Raw genomic sequence first — 18,641 nt, 5'->3', positions numbered from 1 at the left:
GTCGTGTCATCCAACATTGAAGTCGTCTGACACTCCGCCTTCGCGAGCAGGCTCGCTCCCACAGGGGGTTTGTGTTGTTTGGGAATCAGTAGGAATCAGGTCCTTTTGTCATCGCCGGGTTGGGCATGGACACCACGGTTGTCGCCGGGCTCGCCATTGGCATGAACACCTCGGTCATCGCCGGGTTCGCCATTGGCATGAACGCCACGGTCATCGCCGGGCTCGCCATTGGCATGAACACCTCGGTCATCGCCGGGCTCGCCATTGGCATGGACGCCATGGTCATCCCCCGCTTCATCATGGGTGCCGTTGCGTCCTGAGGACGAGGCTGTTCCGGAGTGACTCGAACCACTGTTGGCACTGCCATGGCCGCTGTTGCTGCCATGGTCGCCGCTATGGCCGCTGCCGCTGTTGCCGCTGTTGCCGCCGTTGCCACCACTGCCGCTTCCGCCGTGACTACCGCCACCGCCACCGCCGCCGCCATTACCGCCGCCGCCACCTCCATTGCCGCCACCACCGCCTCCATTGCCACCGCCACCACCTCCATTGCCGCCACCACCGCCTCCATTGCCACCGCCACCACCTCCATTGCCACCACCGCCACCGCCACCGCCACTACCCCCATCCTTGGCCTGAGCACTGGATACCCCGGACAGGTTGTCCGGAATCAGTACGGTAGACGCCGACAGAACCGCGCCAATAGCTACTGCCAGTAAAAGCTTATTGATGTGCATGTCGTTCTCCGTCTTCTTGTTTGAGCCTGGAACGTTGATGAAGCTTGCAACGTGCTGCTTTTTTCCCATGGGAACCTGTTAAACACCCCGGCGGGGTGATTTATTCAGTTGGGTGGTTGAAGAAATGCAACGGACAGCGCGGCCCTGTTCCAAAAGTCAGTGAATACTCGAGGCCAGTTCGAAGATCGGGATGTACATCAGGATCACGATCACCCCGATCAACAGGCCGATGAAGGTCATGAGCAAGGGTTCGAACAGCCGCACAAACCATTCGATCCAGCGGCTGATTTCTTCGTCGTAGAAGTCGGCGCTGCGCTCCATCATCTGCCCGAGATTGCCGGACTGTTCACCGGCGCGCAGCAGGCGCAGGGACACGGGGGTCACCAGTTGATTGAGTTCCAGCGCGGTGGACAACGATTGCCCTTCACGCACCCGTTCGCAGGCCTGGTCCAGCCGGCCGCGGGAGGCGACGGTGAGTAGGTTGCGGACCATACCCATGGCGGTGACGAGGGGAATGCCGCCTTGCAGCAGAATGCCCAGGGAACGGTAGAAGCGTGCCAGCTCGTACATGAAGATGCGCTGGTGCACCGCGGGGAGTTTCTCGATCACGCGGTCCAACCCCCGACGAAAGGCCGGTTGGCGCTTGAGCAGGACGAGGGCGACGATGATGGCCAGCAAGCCACCGAAGAATTCGCCCTGGTGGGCGTGAAGGAACATGCCGCTGCTCATCAGGATCTGCGACAACCACGGCAGGTTCGACCCCAGCCCTTCGAACACCAGGCTGAAGCGCGGCACGACGTAGCCCATCAAGAACAACACCACGCCGCCGCCCACTACCAGCAACAGCATGGGGTAGATCGACGCGCTGATGATCTTCTGACGAACCTCGTCCATGCGCTGTCGATAGCTGACATATCGGCCCAGGGCATCGCCGACGGCGCCGGTCTTCTCGCTGGACTGCACCAGCGCCACGTACAAAGGCGGGAAAACGGCCGACAACTGGCCCAGGGCCTGGGAAAACGATTTGCCCTCGTAAAGCAGGCGCACCAGCTCGCTCAGGGTTTTGCGGGCTTGTGGCGCGTTTTCCTTTTCCGCCAGGCTTTCCAGCGCATCGATCAACGGCAGGCCGGCGTTGAGCAAGGTGGTCAGCTCCTGGCTGAACAACACCAGGTTGAACGTCTCGCGCCTTTGCAGGCGCAACGAGCGCCAATGTCGCTCGGCGTGCAGGCTGACCACCCGCAGGCCCTGGTCCTCGGCGATGCGCCTGGCTTCGCTTTGCCCCGGCGCATCGACGGTCATTGAGACGACACCGGCTTTGCCGACGGCTTTGAGATGAAAGCGCATGGTCGCCATATTCGTCAGTTCCAGTTGGTGACTTCGGCGTTCTCGCCTTCGCCGCCAGGTTGCCCGTCCTTGCCCATGGACAACAGGTCGTACTCGCTGTTTTCACCGGGATAGCGATAGTTGTAGTTGTGGCCCCAAGGGTCCTGGGGGAGCTTTTTCTGCAGGTACGGGCCGGTCCAGCGCGGTTCGTCGGCGGGGGCCGTGACCAGCGCCTGCAAACCCTGTTCGGTCGACGGGTAATGGCCGACCTCCAGGCGGTAAATGTCCAGGGCTTTGCTCAAGCCTTCTATTTGGGCCTTGGCCACTTTCACTTCGGAACGGCCCAGTTGGGCGAAATACTTCGGTGCGACGATGCCGGCCAACAGCCCCAGCACCACCAGCACCACCAACAGTTCGAGCAGGGTGAACCCGCTTTGGGTTCGCCGGGCATAACGCAGATGCTGATTCATGATGACCTCGCACGGTAGGCAGCAGTGTTGCCAGTTGCCATGTAGTTGTTGTCCTTCAACAGCATGCAATTGCCATGCTCATGCTCGCTGATCCTTCTGCACCCCCCGTGCTACGGGCCTTCTCACTTACGGCACAGTGCTTGCGTATGGCTGTTGCACGACTGGCCATTGGGGCAATACCCCCATTTTTCGGGGCCGGGAAGGGGAGGTCTAATAATGAAATCACTCACCACCGGATTGCTGGGTCTGCTGGTCTTGACCGGCGCCGCACAGGCCGATGTGTTTGTTTCCGTGGACGCCAATGGCAGCTACGTCCTGTCCAATGTCCACCGCCCCGGACGCCACTATGAACGGGTGATCCGTGAGCCCGATGCGCCGGTCGTCAGCCTCGACCAGCAACCGCAGATGATCGCCGCGCAACCCTACGCCGAACTGGTGGCGGCGGCGGCCACGGCCAACGAACTGCCGGCGGCGCTGCTGCACGCAGTGATCAAGACCGAGTCGAGCTACAACGCCCGCGCTACCTCACCCAAGGGCGCTCGCGGACTGATGCAGTTGATGCCCGACACCGCCCGCGAAATGGGCGTGACCAACGTCTACGACCCCAAGGCCAACATCCAGGGCGGCGCCCGCTATCTCAAGCGCCTGATGACGATGTTCGACAACGATATCCGCCTCGCCGTGGCGGCCTACAACGCCGGCCCGCAAGCGGTGCTCAGCCGCGGCAACGTGGTCCCGCCGTTCGCCGAAACCCAGCGTTATGTGCCCAACGTGCTGAACCAGTATCGGCGTTTGCAGGGGTTGTCCGCGGATGCGCCGCTGTGATCGAAACCCCGGGGGCGATTTTCCCCAATAGTGGGGAATAGTGGCCCCGACGAAAAAGTGGGGGATCGGGTGGGGAATATCCCCCCCGGATTATTAAGTAGTAGTTATAACTTACTGAATAATAACGTTATTTTTTGTGGCATGCGGATTGCTCTCGACGATTTGTCGTGAAGTTTTCCCTGCAAACCCGTAGCGAGGCCCGAGACCATGGTAGGCATATCCCACGCCCCGTCCCTGATTAATTTGCTGTTGTTGGTGACTTCGATGCTCGGTATCGAGATAGCCAGCGCAGCTGCACGTTGCGAGCGCAACCTGGTGGCCAACGTCGTGGCGTTCGATCAGCCGCTGATGTTCAACCGCCTGGGTGCGCAAAACGTCAACGGCATGATGTTCGCCCTGCGTCGCGATGTGGTCGATGACCGTGACATTTCCCTCGCCCAAGGGGGCGCAGCGGTGCCGGGCAAGGTTTCCCTGCGGCCCGACAAGCGTCCGCGTCCGCTGGTGTTGCGCGTGGCTGCCGGCGATTGCCTGACCGTTAATCTGCAGAACCTGCTGGCCTATCAGGCCAACCCGGGCAGTCATGAAGCGTTTGAGCAAGAGGGCGAGGAAGAGGGTGGCCAGGCCGGCAATGCCGAAGACTTCAAGGCCGATGAACAAGTGGCCGACCGTCATGTCGGTTTCCAGGTCAACGGCCTGCAGGCCGTCAACAGCATCGATGACATCGCCTCCTATACCGGGCGCAACGCCAACAGCCTCGTCGCCCCCGGCAGCAGCCGTTCCTACACGTTGTACGCCGAGCGCGAAGGCGCGTTCGATGTCAGCAGCCGTGGCGCGACCTTCGGTGGCGAGGGCGCTGCGGGCAACAACGCCAACGGGCTGTTCGCCCAGGTCGTGGTCGTGCCCAAGGGGGGGCGCACTTACCGCAACACCCTGACCGAAGAAGAGATGCGCCTGGCCAGCACCGGGCGTACGCCGGCCGGCCAGCCAATCGTCGATTACCAGGCGCGCTACCCGCAGCGCGAGCCGTGGATTCGCGAAGGCAAGGCCGGTACGCCGATCATCAATATGGTGGACGGCAGTGAGATCATTTCCGGCGAAAGCGATGCGATCGTGATGGGCAGCAACGCTGACGGCAGCTTCCCGCCATCGACCTATCCGCTGGAAGCCATGGGCAAACGCAATCCGGCGCTGCCGAACCGACTGGAGCCGTTCCGCGATTTCGCTTCGCAGTTCCAGGATGAAACCGCCGTCACCCAAGCTTTCCCGGCGTACTTTGCAGACCCGGTGATGGGCCATGTGCTGGAGCCGACCCGTGACTCCTTCATGATCAACTACGGCTCCGGCGGCATGGGCGCCGAAGTGGTCGCCAACCGCCTGGGCGTGGGGCCGATGCACGATTGCCTGTCCTGCGCCTATGAAGAGTTTTTCCTCAGCTCGCACACCGTGGGCGACGTGGCGATGCTGGTGGACGTACCGGCCAACGCCGGCCTGGAAAACATTCGCCCGGGCGAAGTGCCGCGTGCCGATCAGGTCGGGGTCAAGGCGACCATGGCGCTCTATCCGTCGGAGCCGTCCAACGTCAATCACAGCTACATCGGTGACTTCGTCAAGTTCCGCAACACCCACAACGGCTACGAACACCACATCTTCCACCTGCACGGGCATCAATGGCTGTACAACCCGAACGATGACAACACCGATTACCTGGACGCCCAGGGCATAGGCCCGGGCTCCGGCTACACCTATGAAATCGCCAACGGTGGTTCGGGTAACCGTAACCGCGTAGCGGGCGATGCGATCTACCACTGCCACTTTTACCCGCACTTCGCCCAGGGCATGTGGGCCATGTGGCGGGTGCACGATGTGTTCGAAGAAGGCACCCGGCTCGAGGTGTCCCAGCAAGGTGCAGATGGCTTCCACAAACAACCCTATGCGCTGCGCAACGGCAAACCGGCGGCCGGTGCGCGGGCCTTGCCCGATGGCGAAATCATCGCCGGTACGCCGATCCCGGCGGTCGTGCCGCTGCCCGGCAAAGCCATGGCTCCGATGCCGGGCAAGGTCGTCGTCGTGCCGAAAGTCGGCCAGACCCTGATAGCCGCTGGCGACGACGATGACGAGGATGACAACGAGCATCACGGGGGCGGGGGCGGTACCCAGGCCATCGGCTCGCTGGCGCTGGTCGATCGCAGCGAAGCCAACCGCAACGCCGACGGTAGCCTGAAAAATCCCGGTTTCCCCTTCTGGATCGGCGGCATGGAAAGTTCGGTCGGCCAACGCCCGCCAACCCCACCGCTGGACATGCTCGACGCGGCCAAGGCCCAGGCGCTGAAAACCAGCGGCAACAGCCTGTGGGCCAACCTCGACCCGAACCAGTCCGGTGGCTGGGACGGTGGCCTGGGGCGCCATGCGCTGGACGGCGTGTCTGCCGGTGGCGAGGCGCACACGGTGACCACCTCGCTGGACTTCTCCAAGGAAGTGAAGCGGGCCAAACCGATTTACCTGCCGGAAGAGGGGACCGAAGTCGAACAGGCGGCCATGGCCTTCCACGCCAAAAAGGACCACCCCAGTTTTGCCGTGCTGCCGGGTAAACAGGTGGTTGCGCGCAACTTCCGCACCAATGGCGCCTTGCCGATTGCCGGTGCGCCGTTCTACGAGCCCTGCATGGATGATCGGGCCAAACGCCTGACCAGCAGTGCCGGCAGCGGTGAATACCATAGCGGCGAGCGCATCGACGGCATGTCCTTTACTGGCTCCTCGACCTTCACCGCCGACCGCCCGCGCATCTACAAGGCGGCCAACATCCAGTTCGACGCGGTGTACAACAAGGTCGGCTACCACTTCCCGCAGGCGCGCATCCTGGCTTTGTGGGAAGACGCCTGGCCGGTGATCACCAAGCAGCGTCCGCCGGAACCGCTGGTGATGCGCATGAACACCTTCGACTGCGTGCAGTACCAGCAAACCAACCTGGTGCCGGCCACCTATGAGATGGACGACTATCAGGTGCGCACCCCGACCGATGTGATCGGCCAGCACATTCACTTGCCGAAGTGGGACCTGACGTCCGCCGATGGTTCGTCCAACGGCTGGAACTACGAGGACGGCGTGCTTTCCCCGGGTGCCGTGGTGGAACGCATCCATGCCATCCGCGCGTTCAACCAGTGCCAGGGCACCGACCCGCGTGACGGCACGCCCGCCTGCCCGGTGGCCAAGGCGCATCCGTTCTTTGGTCAATATGGCCGGGCGGACTGGATGGGCGCGCGCACGGCGATGCAGCGCTGGTTCATCGATCCGGTGATCAACACCAAGGGTGTCGACCGTGGCCTGGGGACCATTTTCACCCACGATCACCTTGGCCCATCGACTCACCAACAGATCGGCCTGTACGCCACCGTGCTGGCCGAACCCGCCGGTTCCACCTGGTTCCACGCCGAAACGGGCGAGCCGTTGTACAGCGGCGCGCGCTCGGACGGCGGGCCGACTTCATGGCAGGCGGTGATATCGACCGGTGACCTGGACAACGACGGCAAGAACGATAGCTTCCGTGAGTTCTTCCTGGAGTACAGCGACTTCCAGCACGCCTACGAAGCCGGTGTGTACGTCGGCGCCGGCCCCAATGGCGTGCCCAATCCGCAGGCGTTCCCGGCGACATCCGACAGCTTCCGCTATGCGATCAACCCGCCCGTGCGCAACAACGCCGGCAACCTGCTCGAGTCGGTAGTCGAGGCCCGTGGCGGCATCAAGCCAGGCTGCCCGAGCCGGCCATGTCCGCAAGCGATCTCGGTGGATGACCCCGGCATGTTCGTGGTCAATTACCGCAACGAACCCCTGGGCCTGCGGGTGTTCGACCCGAACAAGGTCGGCCCGGACGGCAAGCGCGGCATGCAGGCCGACGGCCTCGGCGGCGACCTGTCGTTTGCCATGCAAAGCCGTACCGACCGTGCGATCCCTGCGATGAACCTGGCGCCGAACCTGGTGACTTCGGCCACTGGCCCGACCGGCGGCACTACGCGGTTCCCGCCACACATCAACCGTGGCGGTGCGGAACCGGGCGACCCGTTCACACCGATGTTGCGCACCTACACTGGCGACAACGTGCGGTTGCGGGTGCATGCCGGCGGCCATGAAGAGGAGCACAACGTCACCCTGCACGGTGTGAAGTGGCTGCAAAGCGGCACCGGCTATGGCAACAGCTCCAACTCGGGCTGGCGTGCTTCGCAAATGGTCGGGATTTCCGAGCAGATGGGCTTTATTGCGCCGCTGTCGATGCTCTCCAGTTCCGCGGCGACCACGGGTGACTACCTGTACTCGATGGACGCCTCGATCGAAGGCTACTGGAACGGCATCTGGGGCGTGATGCGCAACTACACCGCGCAACGCAACGACCTGTTCGCGCTGCCGAACAACCCGAAACCGGCGGGCATGCGCAACACCGTGGCGTTTGACGGCACCTGTCCACGGATCAGCGCCAACCCGAACGGCATCGGTACCAGGCCGACCGTGCAGCGCAACTACGAGGTCGTGGCGGCGCTGGCCAACGACATCCTGAGCAATCCGCTGGGGTTGTCGATCGGCGACCCCGAGGGGCTCGGCCAGCATGTCGGCGGGCCGTTGAATCCGGCGGGCGGCACCCTGGTGTTCAACTCGCGGACCGTGAGCATTCCGAGGGTGACGGTGACCGATCCCGAGGATGGCGAAACCATCACCATCGGTGGCCAGAGCGGGCCGATCCATGACCCGACGGCGGTCCTGTACGTGCGCAAGGCCGACCTCGACCTGACCACCGGCAAGCTCAAGCCGGGCGTGCCTGTCGAACCGCTGGTGCTGCGCGCAGCGGCCGGGGACTGCATCAACATCACCCTGGAGAACCGTCTGCCGAGCGTAATGCCTGACCTGGCGCAGACCGCCATCCTGCAGGGGCTGGTCAAGCGCAATCGCAATGACGGCAATGGTTCGACCACCTTCAACAACAACCTGCTGCGGCCCTCCAGCCATGTCGGCCTGCATGCGCAATTGCTGGCCTACGACATCACCAAATCCGACGGTGCCAACGTCGGCGTCAACCCGATCCAGACCGTGCCACCGCGGGTCGGCAACAGCGGTGCCTACCCGACCCGTACCTATCAGTACTACGCCGGGCACCTGGAGCGTGAAGGCAAACCGGTGACTCAACTGGGCCGCAACGTCGACAACATCAACGCCACGGCGGTGGAGTTCGGCGGCTTGAATTTCACCCCGGCGGATGTGATCAAGCAGCCGCAAAAAGGCCTTGGCGGTGCAATGAGTGTGCTGCCGGCCGGCGCCACCTGGGTCGAGGACGCCAAGCGTGCATCGGCCACGGTCACGGCGACGGGGCAGGCGGTTTACCGCGACTTCGCGATGGTCTGGCAGCGTGCCTTGAACCTGCGCTGGGCGAGTGGACGGCCGGTGGAAGGCATCGCCTCGGAAGGCATGGGCGTGCCGAACGATCCGAAGGACAACGCCGGCATGGCCATCAACTACAAGACCGAGCCCCTGTGGTATCGCTTCGGCCTCGCTCCGGATGCACCGTTCGGCCGCGCGGGCGGCGCTGGCTACGGTGACGTGCCCAACGCCCACATGGCCTACAGCAACGCGTTGGTGGGCGGCGATCCGCAAACGCCGGTGTTCTACGTGAAACCCGGGCAGCCGTTCCGCACCCATGTGCTGATGCCGACCGGCGGCAGTCGCGGCTCGACCTTCCAGCTCGACGGTCACCTCTGGTCGGTCAACCCGTACCTGTCGGAGAAGAGCGATGAATACGGCTATCCGATGGGCGCCCCCGGCGTCGGTTCGGTGCGGTTCGGCCTGAACCCGATGTCGATGTACATCGGCGCCCGCGAAAGCGTGCTGCCGGCCGCCCACTTCAGCGCCATGCACCCGAGCGCCGGTGGCAGCAATGCGATTGCCGGGGATTACCTGTTCCGTGACAACGCGTCCTTCGGCAACACCGCCGGTCTGTGGGGCTTGCTGCGGGTCACGAATGAACCGGCGCCGACAACGGCACCAACACCGTAGGAAAGGGGTTGTAAAGCATCACCCCTGTGGGAGCGAGCCTGCTCGCGAAGGCATCACCTCGGTTTTGTGTGGTGCGGCGAATGACGCCATCGCGAGCAGGCTCGCTCCCACCAGGGGCATGCAAGGCAGACATAGATCTGTATAGAGGAATAGTGCTATGGACAGGACCATCAAATTCGTTGGCAGCGCGCTGATCGTCGGCATGGCGCTGATCGGGATCGGTGTGTGGCGAACTGCGCCTGCGAACATGCTCAGCGAGGTCGCCTTGCCCAACACCTGGAGCGACCGGACGCTGGAGCGTGACGGGATCTCGGTGGTCCTTGATGTGAAGCCGCTGGCCGAGGACGGCGTATTGCGTGAGGGCGGCTTCGCCGACGTACAATTTCGCGTGACGGACAAGGCCTCGGGCCAACCCTTGTCCGGCGTTGCGCCGGGCGCCTGGCTCGACCCGCAAGCGGTCGCCGCCGACCAGGCCCAGGGCCGTGACAAGAGCTGCAAGTCGCGGGTCGGCACCTTCCTCAAATCGAACATCGGCGCGCGCCCCTTGCTCGATCTCAACAGCTACTTCCTGCTGGTGATGAACCGTGATGCCAGCGTCTCGGTGATCGATCCGTCGGTGTCTGTCGGCGGCATCACCAGCACCCTGGCGCGCATTGAACTGAAACAGCCGCCGATGGACTGGGTGACGCCCAAAGACAACAAACGGGTGTTTGTCTCGATGCCCGCCGCCGGCGAGGTGGCGGTGATCGACAGTCAAGAGTTCAAGCTGATCGACTCGGTGGTTGCCGGCAGCAATCCGGTGCGCGTGGCGCTGCAACCGGACGAACGCCTGCTGTGGGTCGGCAACAACGCCAAGGCCGACGGGCAATCCGGGGTCACGGTGATTGACGCCGCCAGCCTCAAACCCCTCAAACACCTGGCCACCGGGGCCGGGCACCACGAAATCGCTTTCAGCAAGGACAGCCGTTTTGCCTTTGTCACCAACCGCGACGATGGCACGGTGAGCATCGTCGACATCGCCAGCCTGAGCATCAGCAAACAACTCAAGACCGGTTCGCACCCGTTGTCGGTGAAGTATTCGCCGTTGTCCGGCGCCGCCTATGTGGCCGATGGCAAGGATGGCACGGTGACCGTCGTCGATGGCAACAGCCAGTCGGTGCGCCGGGTGATCAGGCTCAAGCAGGGCCTGGGCCCGATGGGCTTCAGCGCCGACGGTCGTTTTGGCATCGTGCTCAACACCCTGGAAAACCAGGCCGCGGTGATCGACACCGCCAACGACGCGTTGATCCATGAACTGAACGTCTCCGCCGAGCCCTGGCAAGTGGTGTTCACCAAGGCCTATGCCTACGTGCGCGGCCTGGCTTCGCCAAAAGTCACGATGATCAACCTGGCCTCCCTCGGCGAGGGCCGCACGCCGATCACCCAGGGGTTCGAGGCCGGACCCCAGGCACCGCGGATGGCCGGTGATCTGCCACTGGCGTCAAGCCTGGCGGTATCGCGGGACGACAACGCGGTGTTCGTGGTCAACCCGGTGGACAACACCACCTACTTCTACGCCGAAGGCATGAATGCGCCGATGTCCGGCTACCCCAATCGCGGGCAAGTGGCGCGTGCAGCACTGGTGATTGACCGCAGCCTGCGGGAAATCGAGCCGGGGCTTTACAGCTCGCGGGTCAAGCTACCGGCGGCGGGGCGTTTCGACGTGGCGTTCCTGCTCAACCAGCCGAACATCATCCACTGCTTCAGCACCCTGGTGGAGGAGGACAAGCGGCTCGACCAGCACCGTGGGATGCCCAGGGTGGAGTTCATGCTCGACAAGTCCACCGCTGACCTGGGCAGTCCGTACCTGGTGCGCTTTCGCATCGTCGAGGGCAAGCAGAAGGCGCAGCGCAGCGGGGTCAAGGATGCTCAGGTGCGCTACTTCCGCGCCCCGACCTCGCGACCACAGGAGGTCGCCGCGCTGGAAGTCGCCGATGGTGTGTATGAGGCCCCGGTGACCCTCGACCAGGACGGTGCCTGGTACCTGCACGTGCGTGCGGCGTCCCTGGGCTCGAGTTTCGATGACAAGACCTTTGCCAGCGTCCGGGTCATACCCGGCGATACCCACTAAGAGGAAACTGACATGAACCGATTCGCACATCGCGGCTTGCTGACGTTCTGCCTGTTGGTCACCGGTATCGGCCAGGCGCTCGCTCATTCGACGGACGAGCACGCCGGGCACGACATGGCCGCCAGGAAGGCCGGCCAGGAGACCGCCCGGATCAAGATTGCCGACGTGGCCTTGCTGGACCAGAACGGCAAGGTCGTCAGCCTGGAAAAAGACCTGGTGAGCAACAAGATCGTGGTCATGGGGTTCATCTACACCAGCTGCACCACGGTCTGCCCGGTGGTGTCCTCGATCATGGGCAAGGTGCAGAAACAGCTGGGTGCGCGGGTCGGCACCGAGGTGCAACTGGTGTCGATCAGCATCGACCCGCAGCGTGACGATCCCCAACGCCTGAGCGACTACGCACGCACCTTCCAGCAGGGGCCGGGCTGGAGCTGGCTGACCGGTTCACCGCAGTCGGTCAATGCCACCCTCAAGGGCCTGGGCGCCTACAGCGGTGACTTCAAGAACCACTCACCGCTGATTCTGGTGGGCGACGGCAACAACCGCTTCTGGACCCGCTATTACGGTTTCACCGACCCGATGGAACTGGCCCGGGCCGTCGAGAAACTCAGCGGTGAACGCAACGTCCACGCCAAGCACACTGCCATTGCCATGGAGCAACAGCCATGAGAGCCATCGACTGGTTCGCCCTGGGCATCTGCTACTGCATTTTCAGTTCAGTGGCGTTTGCCCACGAAGGGCATGAGCAGACCACCGCGCCTGCGGTGGCCGCCGCGCAGCCGTCCAGCGGCACCCACGACGCGAAGACCTGGTTCACCGACACGCCGTTGCAGGATCAGAACGGCAACACGCTGCGCTTCTACAGCGACACATTGAAGGACCGTGTGGTGCTGCTCAATGTGATTTTCACCCGTTGCGACGATGCTTGCCCGCTGATTACCCGCAAGCTCAAGGAAGTGCGTGAAGTGCTCGGCGACAAGGCCGACGGCATCACCTTTATCTCCCTTACCAGTGATCCGCTGCGGGACACCCCGGCGGTACTCAAGGCTTACACCTTGAAACAGGGCGTCGATGGGCCCCACTGGTTTTTTCTTACCGGCGACAAGGCGCAAATGGACCTTGTATTGGGTCGCATCGGTCAGATCGTGCCGACCCCCGAGCAGCACTCCACCCAGTTGATCGTCGGTGACGTGGCGAACAAGCGCTGGAGCAAAATCCGTCCCGATGCCCCGGCGGCCGCCATTGCCCAGCGCCTGCAGCTGCTGGCAATGCCCGTGGCCGGACGCTAGCCATGGCCATCAATACTGCCCTCGTCCTTGGCCTGCTGCTCTTCGGCGGCCTTTCGCTCAGTGTCCAGGCGCTGCCGCTGAGCCTCAGTGAAAGTGCCGGCAAGCGCCTGTACCGCGAAGGTGTATCGGCCAGCGGCGAGCCGATCATGGCCCGGGTCGGCGCATCGAACATGGTGCTGCCGGCCACCAGCCTGCCGTGCGCCAACTGTCATGGCGAAGACGGCCTCGGGCGGCCGGAAGGCGGGGTGCGCCCACCGGACCTGAGTTGGTCGCGGCTGGCCAGCAGCCATGGCCAGCAGCACATCAACGGCCGCAGTTACCCGGCCTACAGCGACAGCACCCTGGCGCGGGCGGTGCAGGAGGGGCGCGACCCCGGCAACAATCGGCTCGATCCGTCGATGCCGCGGTTCGTGTTGTCGATGAACGATCAACGCAACCTCACGGCGTACCTCAAGCGCCTGGCCGAAGACCGCGATCCGGGCCTGACCCCCGACAGTCTGCACCTGGGCACATTGCTGCCGGGCACCGGGCCATTGAGCGATGAGAGCGTCACGGTGGCGGCGGTGCTCAAGGGCTGCGTGACGCGTATCAACGAGGCGGGGGGCATTCACGGCCGGCAGTTGCGCCTGACCATCCTCGACCCCGGTACCGATCGCGCCAGTGCCGAAAAGGCGCTGGACCGGCTGATCGATGAAGAGCAGGTGTTCGCCCTGATCGCCCCGCTGGCGCCGGCATTGGACATGGACCTCGCCGTGCGCCTGGAACGGGCCGGCATTCCCCTGATCGGGCCGTTGTCGTTGCAAGGCACGCCCCACGCCAGCCCGCAGATATTCGAACCACTGCCGGGGCTTCGCGAACAATTGATCGCCCTGGCCGATTACGCCGGTGCCAGCCTGCGGGTGCTTCAGGGGCCGACGCTGATCGCCTATCCGGACGAATCCGGCCAACGGCTGGCGGCGCAGGAGCTCGGCCAGTACTTGCAGGGGCACGCCTGGCAAAAGGTGCGCCTGCAAGCCTACGACCCGAGCGGGGAAGATTTGCCCCTGGGGTCGCGCTCGGTGTTTTACCTGGGCACCAGCAGCGGCTTCAGCCGACTGGCCGAGCGCCTGCAAACGGCGGGGCAGGTGCCTTACTTGTTCGCCACCTCGAACCAGGTGGCGGGCAATCTGACGCAGGTGCCCAGCGGATTTTCCCGGCGGGTGTTCCTGGCCTATCCGTTCGTGCCCAGCGACTGGACCCAGGCCGGGCGCCTGGCCCTGACCCAGTTGCGCGAACACCAGGGCCTCGGTGGCCAGCACGCGATACTGCAAGTGGGCGCGTTCAGTTCGATGATGCTGCTCAGCGAAGGCATGAAACAGGCCGGGCGGGATGCCAGCCGCGAAAAGCTGGTCAGTGCCCTGGAAGGCCTGCATGACTTCGATACCGGGCTGACGCCCCTGATGAGCTTTGGTCCTGGCCGACGCCTGGGTTTGAGCGGTGCCCATATCGTCACGGTGGATCTGCCGGACCAGCGATTCTATCTGGTCGCCCCCTATAAACCTGTGGTTGCCACGCCATGACCGGAGGCCGATCATGAAACTCGACACCTTGCTGGTCCTGCTGACGTTATGGGCACCCGTGGCGTGGTGCAGCAATGGTCCGGCCGCGGCGCGGGTCAATGGCGAGGAAATTTCCCAACTGCGCCTGGAGCGCTACTTCGCCGAATACCTGGAAGATCAGGGCCGGGCGGTAGGCAACATCCGCAATCCGACCGCCTACAAGCAACTGCGCAAGGCCGCACTGGATGCCTTGATCGATCGCGAATTGCTGTGGCAGGAAGCCGTCAAGCGCGGCGTGGTGATCAGTGATGCCGTGGTCAGGGACCAGATCGATCAGACCCGTCAGGCCATGGGCGGAGCCGAGGTGTTTGCCAGGCGTCTTGAGGATGCCGGTTTCGATGAGGCCGGTTACACCGAATACACCCGCCGTGAACTGGCGGCCCGGCAAGTGTTCAATGACCTCATCCAGACCGCCGGGCCGGACGAAAAACAGGTCCGGGCGTTCTACGAAGAACACCGAGACGAGCTGAGCCGGCCCGAAGAAGTGCGGGCCCGGCATATCCTGGTCAAGGTAGCGCCCGGTGCCGACGCTTCCACAGTCGAGGCTGCGCGGCTACGCTTAATTGAAATAAGGGCGTCCATTGTTGCCGGGGCCGATTTCGCCAGCGTTGCCCGTAGCGGGTCCGAAGACGCGTCGGCCAGCGAAGGGGGCGACCTGGGCTACTTTCCCCGTGGACGGATGCTGCCGGAGTTCGAGGCGGCCGCGTTTGCCCTGGCACCGGGGGCCATCAGCGAACCCGTGCGCACGGCGGTGGGCTGGCATCTGATCTATTTAGAGAACCACAGGGAGGCGACCCATGTCCCGGAGGAGCAAGGACTTGAGAGGGTTCGGGCTTATCTTGCCCGCCAGCAACAGGTTCAGGCGCGCTTGCAGGCATTGGCGCAATTGCGCTCGCGCAATCGGATCGAGCGGATTGATGACGACTAGGGTGTTCCCCAACAGTGGGGGAAAAACGTCAATGCCCATCCGATCGCTTTCCCCGTTTTTGGGGGATGGGATTGCTGTACGAAAAGGCATTGTTTTTAAATTCAAGGACATGAAGGCCTAAAATTACCGGCGCTCAGTCTGGCATGAAGTGTGCGTTAGTCCTCTCAGGGCACGCGCTCCGCCAGGTTCAAAACCCGGACCTGCGGTTTCAAGGAGTCGACCTTGTTAAACAAAGTACTGGTTGTTGATGACGAACAGCTGCTGGCGGAAAACCTCCAGGGTTACCTGCAGGCGCAAGCGCTGGAAGTCCGGATTGCTCACGACGGGGCACATGGAATCGCCGAAGCAGGCGCTTTCGAGCCCGATGTGATGGTGTTCGATTACCGCTTGCCCGATATGGAAGGCTTTCAGGTGCTCGATGCTGTCCGCCAGAACAGGAAGTGCCATTTTGTGCTGATCACAGGGCATCCAACCGCAGAAGTTTGCGAGCGGGCCCGGCTACTGGGAGTCAGCCATATCCTGTTCAAACCCTTTCCGTTGGCGGAGTTGGCCCGTGCAGTGAATGATCTTCTGGACAGGCGGCGCGAGCCCAGGCCGGGTGTGAGCACTTCCGAAGGATTCGTCGAACGACGCCAGAGCAGGACCGAGAGTTTCCCGCTGCAGTTGTACGACGGTAGTTGGGTGCTTGCAGATCGCCGAAAAAATACATCGGCTTCCATGGCGCCAGACGACGAACAATTGCTCACCGGGGAGTAGTGGCGCGACAAGACGTTCCGGCCTGTGCCGAAATGGCTCGCCGCGCCGACAGGGCTCAAAGCCCCGGGCGTTGGAGAGCAAGCCATGGACCGTCTATCCCTTGCCGTAGAACCGGCGCAAGTGGAATGTGTACCGACTCGTTTTACCAGTGAACAACTGGCCCAGGCGCGCGCCCTGGCCACCAGTTCCGGCGAGCGGATGCTGGACACCCTCGGGGAGTTGAGTGAACTGGCTCCCATGCCTTTCATCCAGTGTCTGGGTGTAACCCTGCACTACCCGGTGCTCGACACCGACAGCCTGTTCAGTGCCACCCCGGTGTTCGACCGGGTGACCCTGGCGCAATGCCTCAAGCGTGAATTCATCCTGCTGCGTCACGACGAGGCGGTCATCGGCGTGTTCGCCGACCCCTTCGACAGCGCACGCCTGGCCTGGATCGATGAATGCCTGCACGGCGCGCCGCTGTACCTGGTGCATGCCGACGACCTGAAGGCCTACCTGGCGCGTCACGAAGAAAGTTTCCACGCGGTGGAGTCGCTCAACGCCCAGGCCGAGGGCGGAGCCGAGATCGATACCCTGCAAAGCCTGTCCCTGACCAGCATCAGCGAAGACGCCAGCGTGGTGGTCAAGCTGGTCAACTCGACGCTGTACGACGCGCTGAAAATGCACGCCAGCGACATCCACCTCGGCACCACCGGCAGCGGCCTGGTGATCAAGTACCGGATCGACGGTGTGCTCAACAACATCAGCAAGATCCAGGGCAGCGAGTTCGCCGAGCAAGTGATTTCCCGGGTCAAGGTCATGGCTGAACTGGACATCGGCGAAAAGCGCGTGCCCCAGGACGGTCGTTTCAAGATCGGCATCAGCGGCCGGCAGATCGACTTCCGGGTGTCGATCATGCCGAGCATCTTCGGCGAAGACGCGGTGCTGCGGGTGCTCGACAAACAGGACCTCGCCGACAAAGTCTGTGGCGTGCAACTGCAAGCCCTGGGCTTTGAAGAAGATACCCTGCGCCAGTTGCGCCGGCTGGCCGCCGAACCCTACGGCATGGTGCTGGTGACCGGACCTACCGGTAGCGGCAAGACCACCACCCTGTACGCGATGATCACCGAGATCAACCACGGCGTGGACAAGATCATCACCATTGAAGACCCGGTGGAATATCAACTGCCGGGCGTGCTGCAAATCCCTGTCAACGAGAAAAAAGGCCTGACCTTCGCCCGGGGCCTGCGCTCGATCCTGCGTCATGACCCGGACAAGATCATGGTCGGTGAAATCCGCGACCCGGACACCGCACAGATCGCCGTGCAATCGGCGCTCACCGGTCACCTGGTGTTCACCACCATCCACGCCAACAACGTGTTCGACGTGATCGGCCGCTTCACCCAGATGGAAATCGATCCCTACAGCCTGGTCTCGGCACTCAATGCCGTCCTGGCCCAGCGTTTGATTCGTCTGGTCTGCACCAGTTGCAGCGCCCCTTACAGCCCGACAGAAGAAGAGCTGGAAGTCTCGGGGCTCGATCCGCAAAAGGTCGCTCACTACCGGTTCGTCCACGGCAAGGGTTGCGGGCATTGCCGGGGCACCGGGTATCGCGGGCGCAGTGCGATTGCCGAGCTGCTGCACCTGGATGACGAACTGCGGCAAATGATCGTCGAGCGCCAACCCATCTCGAAAATCAAGGCCCATGCCTGCAAACGTGGCTTGCGCCTGTTGCGCGAGTCGGCGCTGGAGCTGGTGGAACAAGGCCGGACCACTCTCGAGGAGATCAATCGTGTCACTTTTATCTCGTGAGCAATTTGTCGCCGTGCTCGGCGCCAGCGGTGTAGGCCTGGGGCATCGGCAAGGCAGTGCAACCCACTGGCTGGGCAGCGTCGGCTACATCGACGAAGGTTTCCACGCCTGGGCGGTGGCCCTCGACACCCTCGACCGTTTGCTGGCCGAGCACGCCGTTGCCAGGGCGGAACTGACGGTGGTGATCTCCGGACACTTCAGCCGCTATTGCCTGGTGCCCTGGAGCGATCAGATCAGCAGCCCGGCCGAATTGCTCGGCTTCGCCCAACTGTGTTTCGAAGACCTCTACGGTGCACCGACGCAACCCTGGAGCCTGGTGCTGTCGGCTGAACCTGCCGGTTATGACCGCATCGCTACCGCGCTGCCCCAGGACTTGCTCGACCGCCTGCGCGCCCTGGTCAGCGCGCGTGGCTTGCGCCTGCGTTCGGTGCAACCGTACCTGATGGCGGCGTTCAACCATTTCGATAAAAGCCTTGATGCCGGGGACTTCCTGTTCGTGGTCGCCGAACCGGTACGCAGCGTGTTGCTGCTGGCCCGGGACGGGCGCTGGACGTCGGTGCGCTCGGTGGGCAGCAGCGACAGTGATGCGGCCCTGACGGCGCTGATCGGCCGTGAGAACCAGTTGCAGGCATCCACCAGCGAACGGCCGTTGACGGTCTACCTGCATGCGCCGGCGCGCATCGACTCGCACCCTGAAGTGCCCGGTGTGCATCTGCGCACCCTCGAAGAAGACCGGACAGCCGTACGCGATTGCCTGTACGTCATGTCTCGGGCGGTGGCCTGA

General features: G+C 63.4%; 13 protein-coding genes. 10 read left to right on the top strand and 3 right to left on the bottom strand.

From position 1 onward, the window contains the following. Positions 1 to 95: 95 nt before the first annotated feature. The 3 genes from CD175_RS31050 to gspG form a co-directional block, all read right to left on the bottom strand. Positions 96 to 734 (bottom strand): hypothetical protein, encoded by a 639-nt coding sequence (locus CD175_RS31050; protein WP_146094567.1) that lies wholly within the window; start codon positions 732 to 734, stop codon positions 96 to 98. A gap of 156 nt (positions 735 to 890) precedes the next feature. Beyond that, positions 891 to 2,078, bottom strand: coding sequence for a type II secretion system F family protein (locus tag CD175_RS10285; RefSeq protein WP_104448858.1), 1,188 nt, complete (start codon positions 2,076 to 2,078; stop codon positions 891 to 893). Positions 2,079 to 2,092: 14 nt separating this feature from the next. After that, positions 2,093 to 2,527: a type II secretion system major pseudopilin GspG gene (gene gspG, locus CD175_RS10280; RefSeq protein ID WP_104448800.1), complete on the bottom strand. Its 435-nt coding sequence runs from the start codon at positions 2,525 to 2,527 to the stop codon at positions 2,093 to 2,095. Between the two features lie 216 nt (positions 2,528 to 2,743). Between gspG and CD175_RS10275 the strand changes: the two genes are divergently transcribed. The 10 genes from CD175_RS10275 (at position 2,744) to CD175_RS10230 (ending at position 18,641) form a co-directional block, all read left to right on the top strand. Further along, complete coding sequence (locus CD175_RS10275) at positions 2,744 to 3,352, top strand: lytic transglycosylase domain-containing protein (protein ID WP_007977214.1); 609 nt, start codon at positions 2,744 to 2,746, stop codon at positions 3,350 to 3,352. A gap of 207 nt (positions 3,353 to 3,559) precedes the next feature. Further along, positions 3,560 to 9,385: a manganese-oxidizing multicopper oxidase MnxG gene (gene mnxG / locus CD175_RS10270; protein ID WP_104448799.1), complete on the top strand. Its 5,826-nt coding sequence runs from the start codon at positions 3,560 to 3,562 to the stop codon at positions 9,383 to 9,385. 157 nt (positions 9,386 to 9,542) lie between these two features. Beyond that, a complete protein-coding gene (locus CD175_RS10265; RefSeq protein WP_104448798.1) occupies positions 9,543 to 11,495 on the top strand; it encodes a YncE family protein in 1,953 nt (650 codons plus the stop codon). A gap of 12 nt (positions 11,496 to 11,507) precedes the next feature. Further along, a complete protein-coding gene (locus CD175_RS10260) occupies positions 11,508 to 12,164 on the top strand; it encodes an SCO family protein (protein WP_104448797.1) in 657 nt (218 codons plus the stop codon). Next, a complete protein-coding gene (locus CD175_RS10255; protein WP_104448796.1) occupies positions 12,161 to 12,784 on the top strand; it encodes an SCO family protein in 624 nt (207 codons plus the stop codon). The genes CD175_RS10260 and CD175_RS10255 overlap by 4 nt, the downstream gene beginning before the upstream one ends. Positions 12,785 to 12,792: 8 nt before the next feature. Beyond that, entirely contained in the window at positions 12,793 to 14,343 is a 1,551-nt protein-coding gene (locus CD175_RS10250; protein ID WP_104448857.1) for a cytochrome c/ABC transporter substrate-binding protein, read from the top strand. Between the two features lie 13 nt (positions 14,344 to 14,356). Further along, complete coding sequence (locus CD175_RS10245) at positions 14,357 to 15,310, top strand: peptidylprolyl isomerase (protein WP_104448795.1); 954 nt, start codon at positions 14,357 to 14,359, stop codon at positions 15,308 to 15,310. Positions 15,311 to 15,532: 222 nt separating this feature from the next. Next, positions 15,533 to 16,066 carry a response regulator gene (locus CD175_RS10240; RefSeq protein ID WP_104448794.1) on the top strand — a complete coding sequence of 178 codons (534 nt, stop codon included), beginning with the start codon at positions 15,533 to 15,535 and terminating at the stop codon, positions 16,064 to 16,066. 84 nt (positions 16,067 to 16,150) lie between these two features. After that, entirely contained in the window at positions 16,151 to 17,857 is a 1,707-nt protein-coding gene (locus CD175_RS10235) for a GspE/PulE family protein (RefSeq protein WP_104448793.1), read from the top strand. Further along, a complete protein-coding gene (locus CD175_RS10230) occupies positions 17,838 to 18,641 on the top strand; it encodes a hypothetical protein (RefSeq protein WP_104448792.1) in 804 nt (267 codons plus the stop codon). The genes CD175_RS10235 and CD175_RS10230 overlap by 20 nt, the downstream gene beginning before the upstream one ends.

The organism is Pseudomonas laurylsulfatiphila, from assembly GCF_002934665.1.
Taxonomy (GTDB): Bacteria; Pseudomonadota; Gammaproteobacteria; order Pseudomonadales; family Pseudomonadaceae; genus Aquipseudomonas; species Aquipseudomonas laurylsulfatiphila.
This window is presented reverse-complemented; position numbering and strand designations above follow the sequence as displayed.

What these genes read in the sequence shown, in the direction of transcription:
- CD175_RS10245 (WP_104448795.1), top strand. Translation starts at nt 14,357, where the DNA reads ATGAAACTCGACACCTTGCTGGTCCTGCTGACGTTATGGGCACCCGTG.
- CD175_RS10235 (WP_104448793.1), top strand. Translation starts at nt 16,151, where the DNA reads ATGGACCGTCTATCCCTTGCCGTAGAACCGGCGCAAGTGGAATGTGTA.
- CD175_RS10255 (WP_104448796.1), top strand. Translation starts at nt 12,161, where the DNA reads ATGAGAGCCATCGACTGGTTCGCCCTGGGCATCTGCTACTGCATTTTC.
- CD175_RS10260 (WP_104448797.1), top strand. Translation starts at nt 11,508, where the DNA reads ATGAACCGATTCGCACATCGCGGCTTGCTGACGTTCTGCCTGTTGGTC.
- CD175_RS31050 (WP_146094567.1), bottom strand. Translation starts at nt 734, where the DNA reads ATGCACATCAATAAGCTTTTACTGGCAGTAGCTATTGGCGCGGTTCTG.
- CD175_RS10285 (WP_104448858.1), bottom strand. Translation starts at nt 2,078, where the DNA reads ATGCGCTTTCATCTCAAAGCCGTCGGCAAAGCCGGTGTCGTCTCAATG.
- CD175_RS10275 (WP_007977214.1), top strand. Translation starts at nt 2,744, where the DNA reads ATGAAATCACTCACCACCGGATTGCTGGGTCTGCTGGTCTTGACCGGC.
- mnxG (WP_104448799.1), top strand. Translation starts at nt 3,560, where the DNA reads ATGGTAGGCATATCCCACGCCCCGTCCCTGATTAATTTGCTGTTGTTG.
- gspG (WP_104448800.1), bottom strand. Translation starts at nt 2,527, where the DNA reads ATGAATCAGCATCTGCGTTATGCCCGGCGAACCCAAAGCGGGTTCACC.
- CD175_RS10265 (WP_104448798.1), top strand. Translation starts at nt 9,543, where the DNA reads ATGGACAGGACCATCAAATTCGTTGGCAGCGCGCTGATCGTCGGCATG.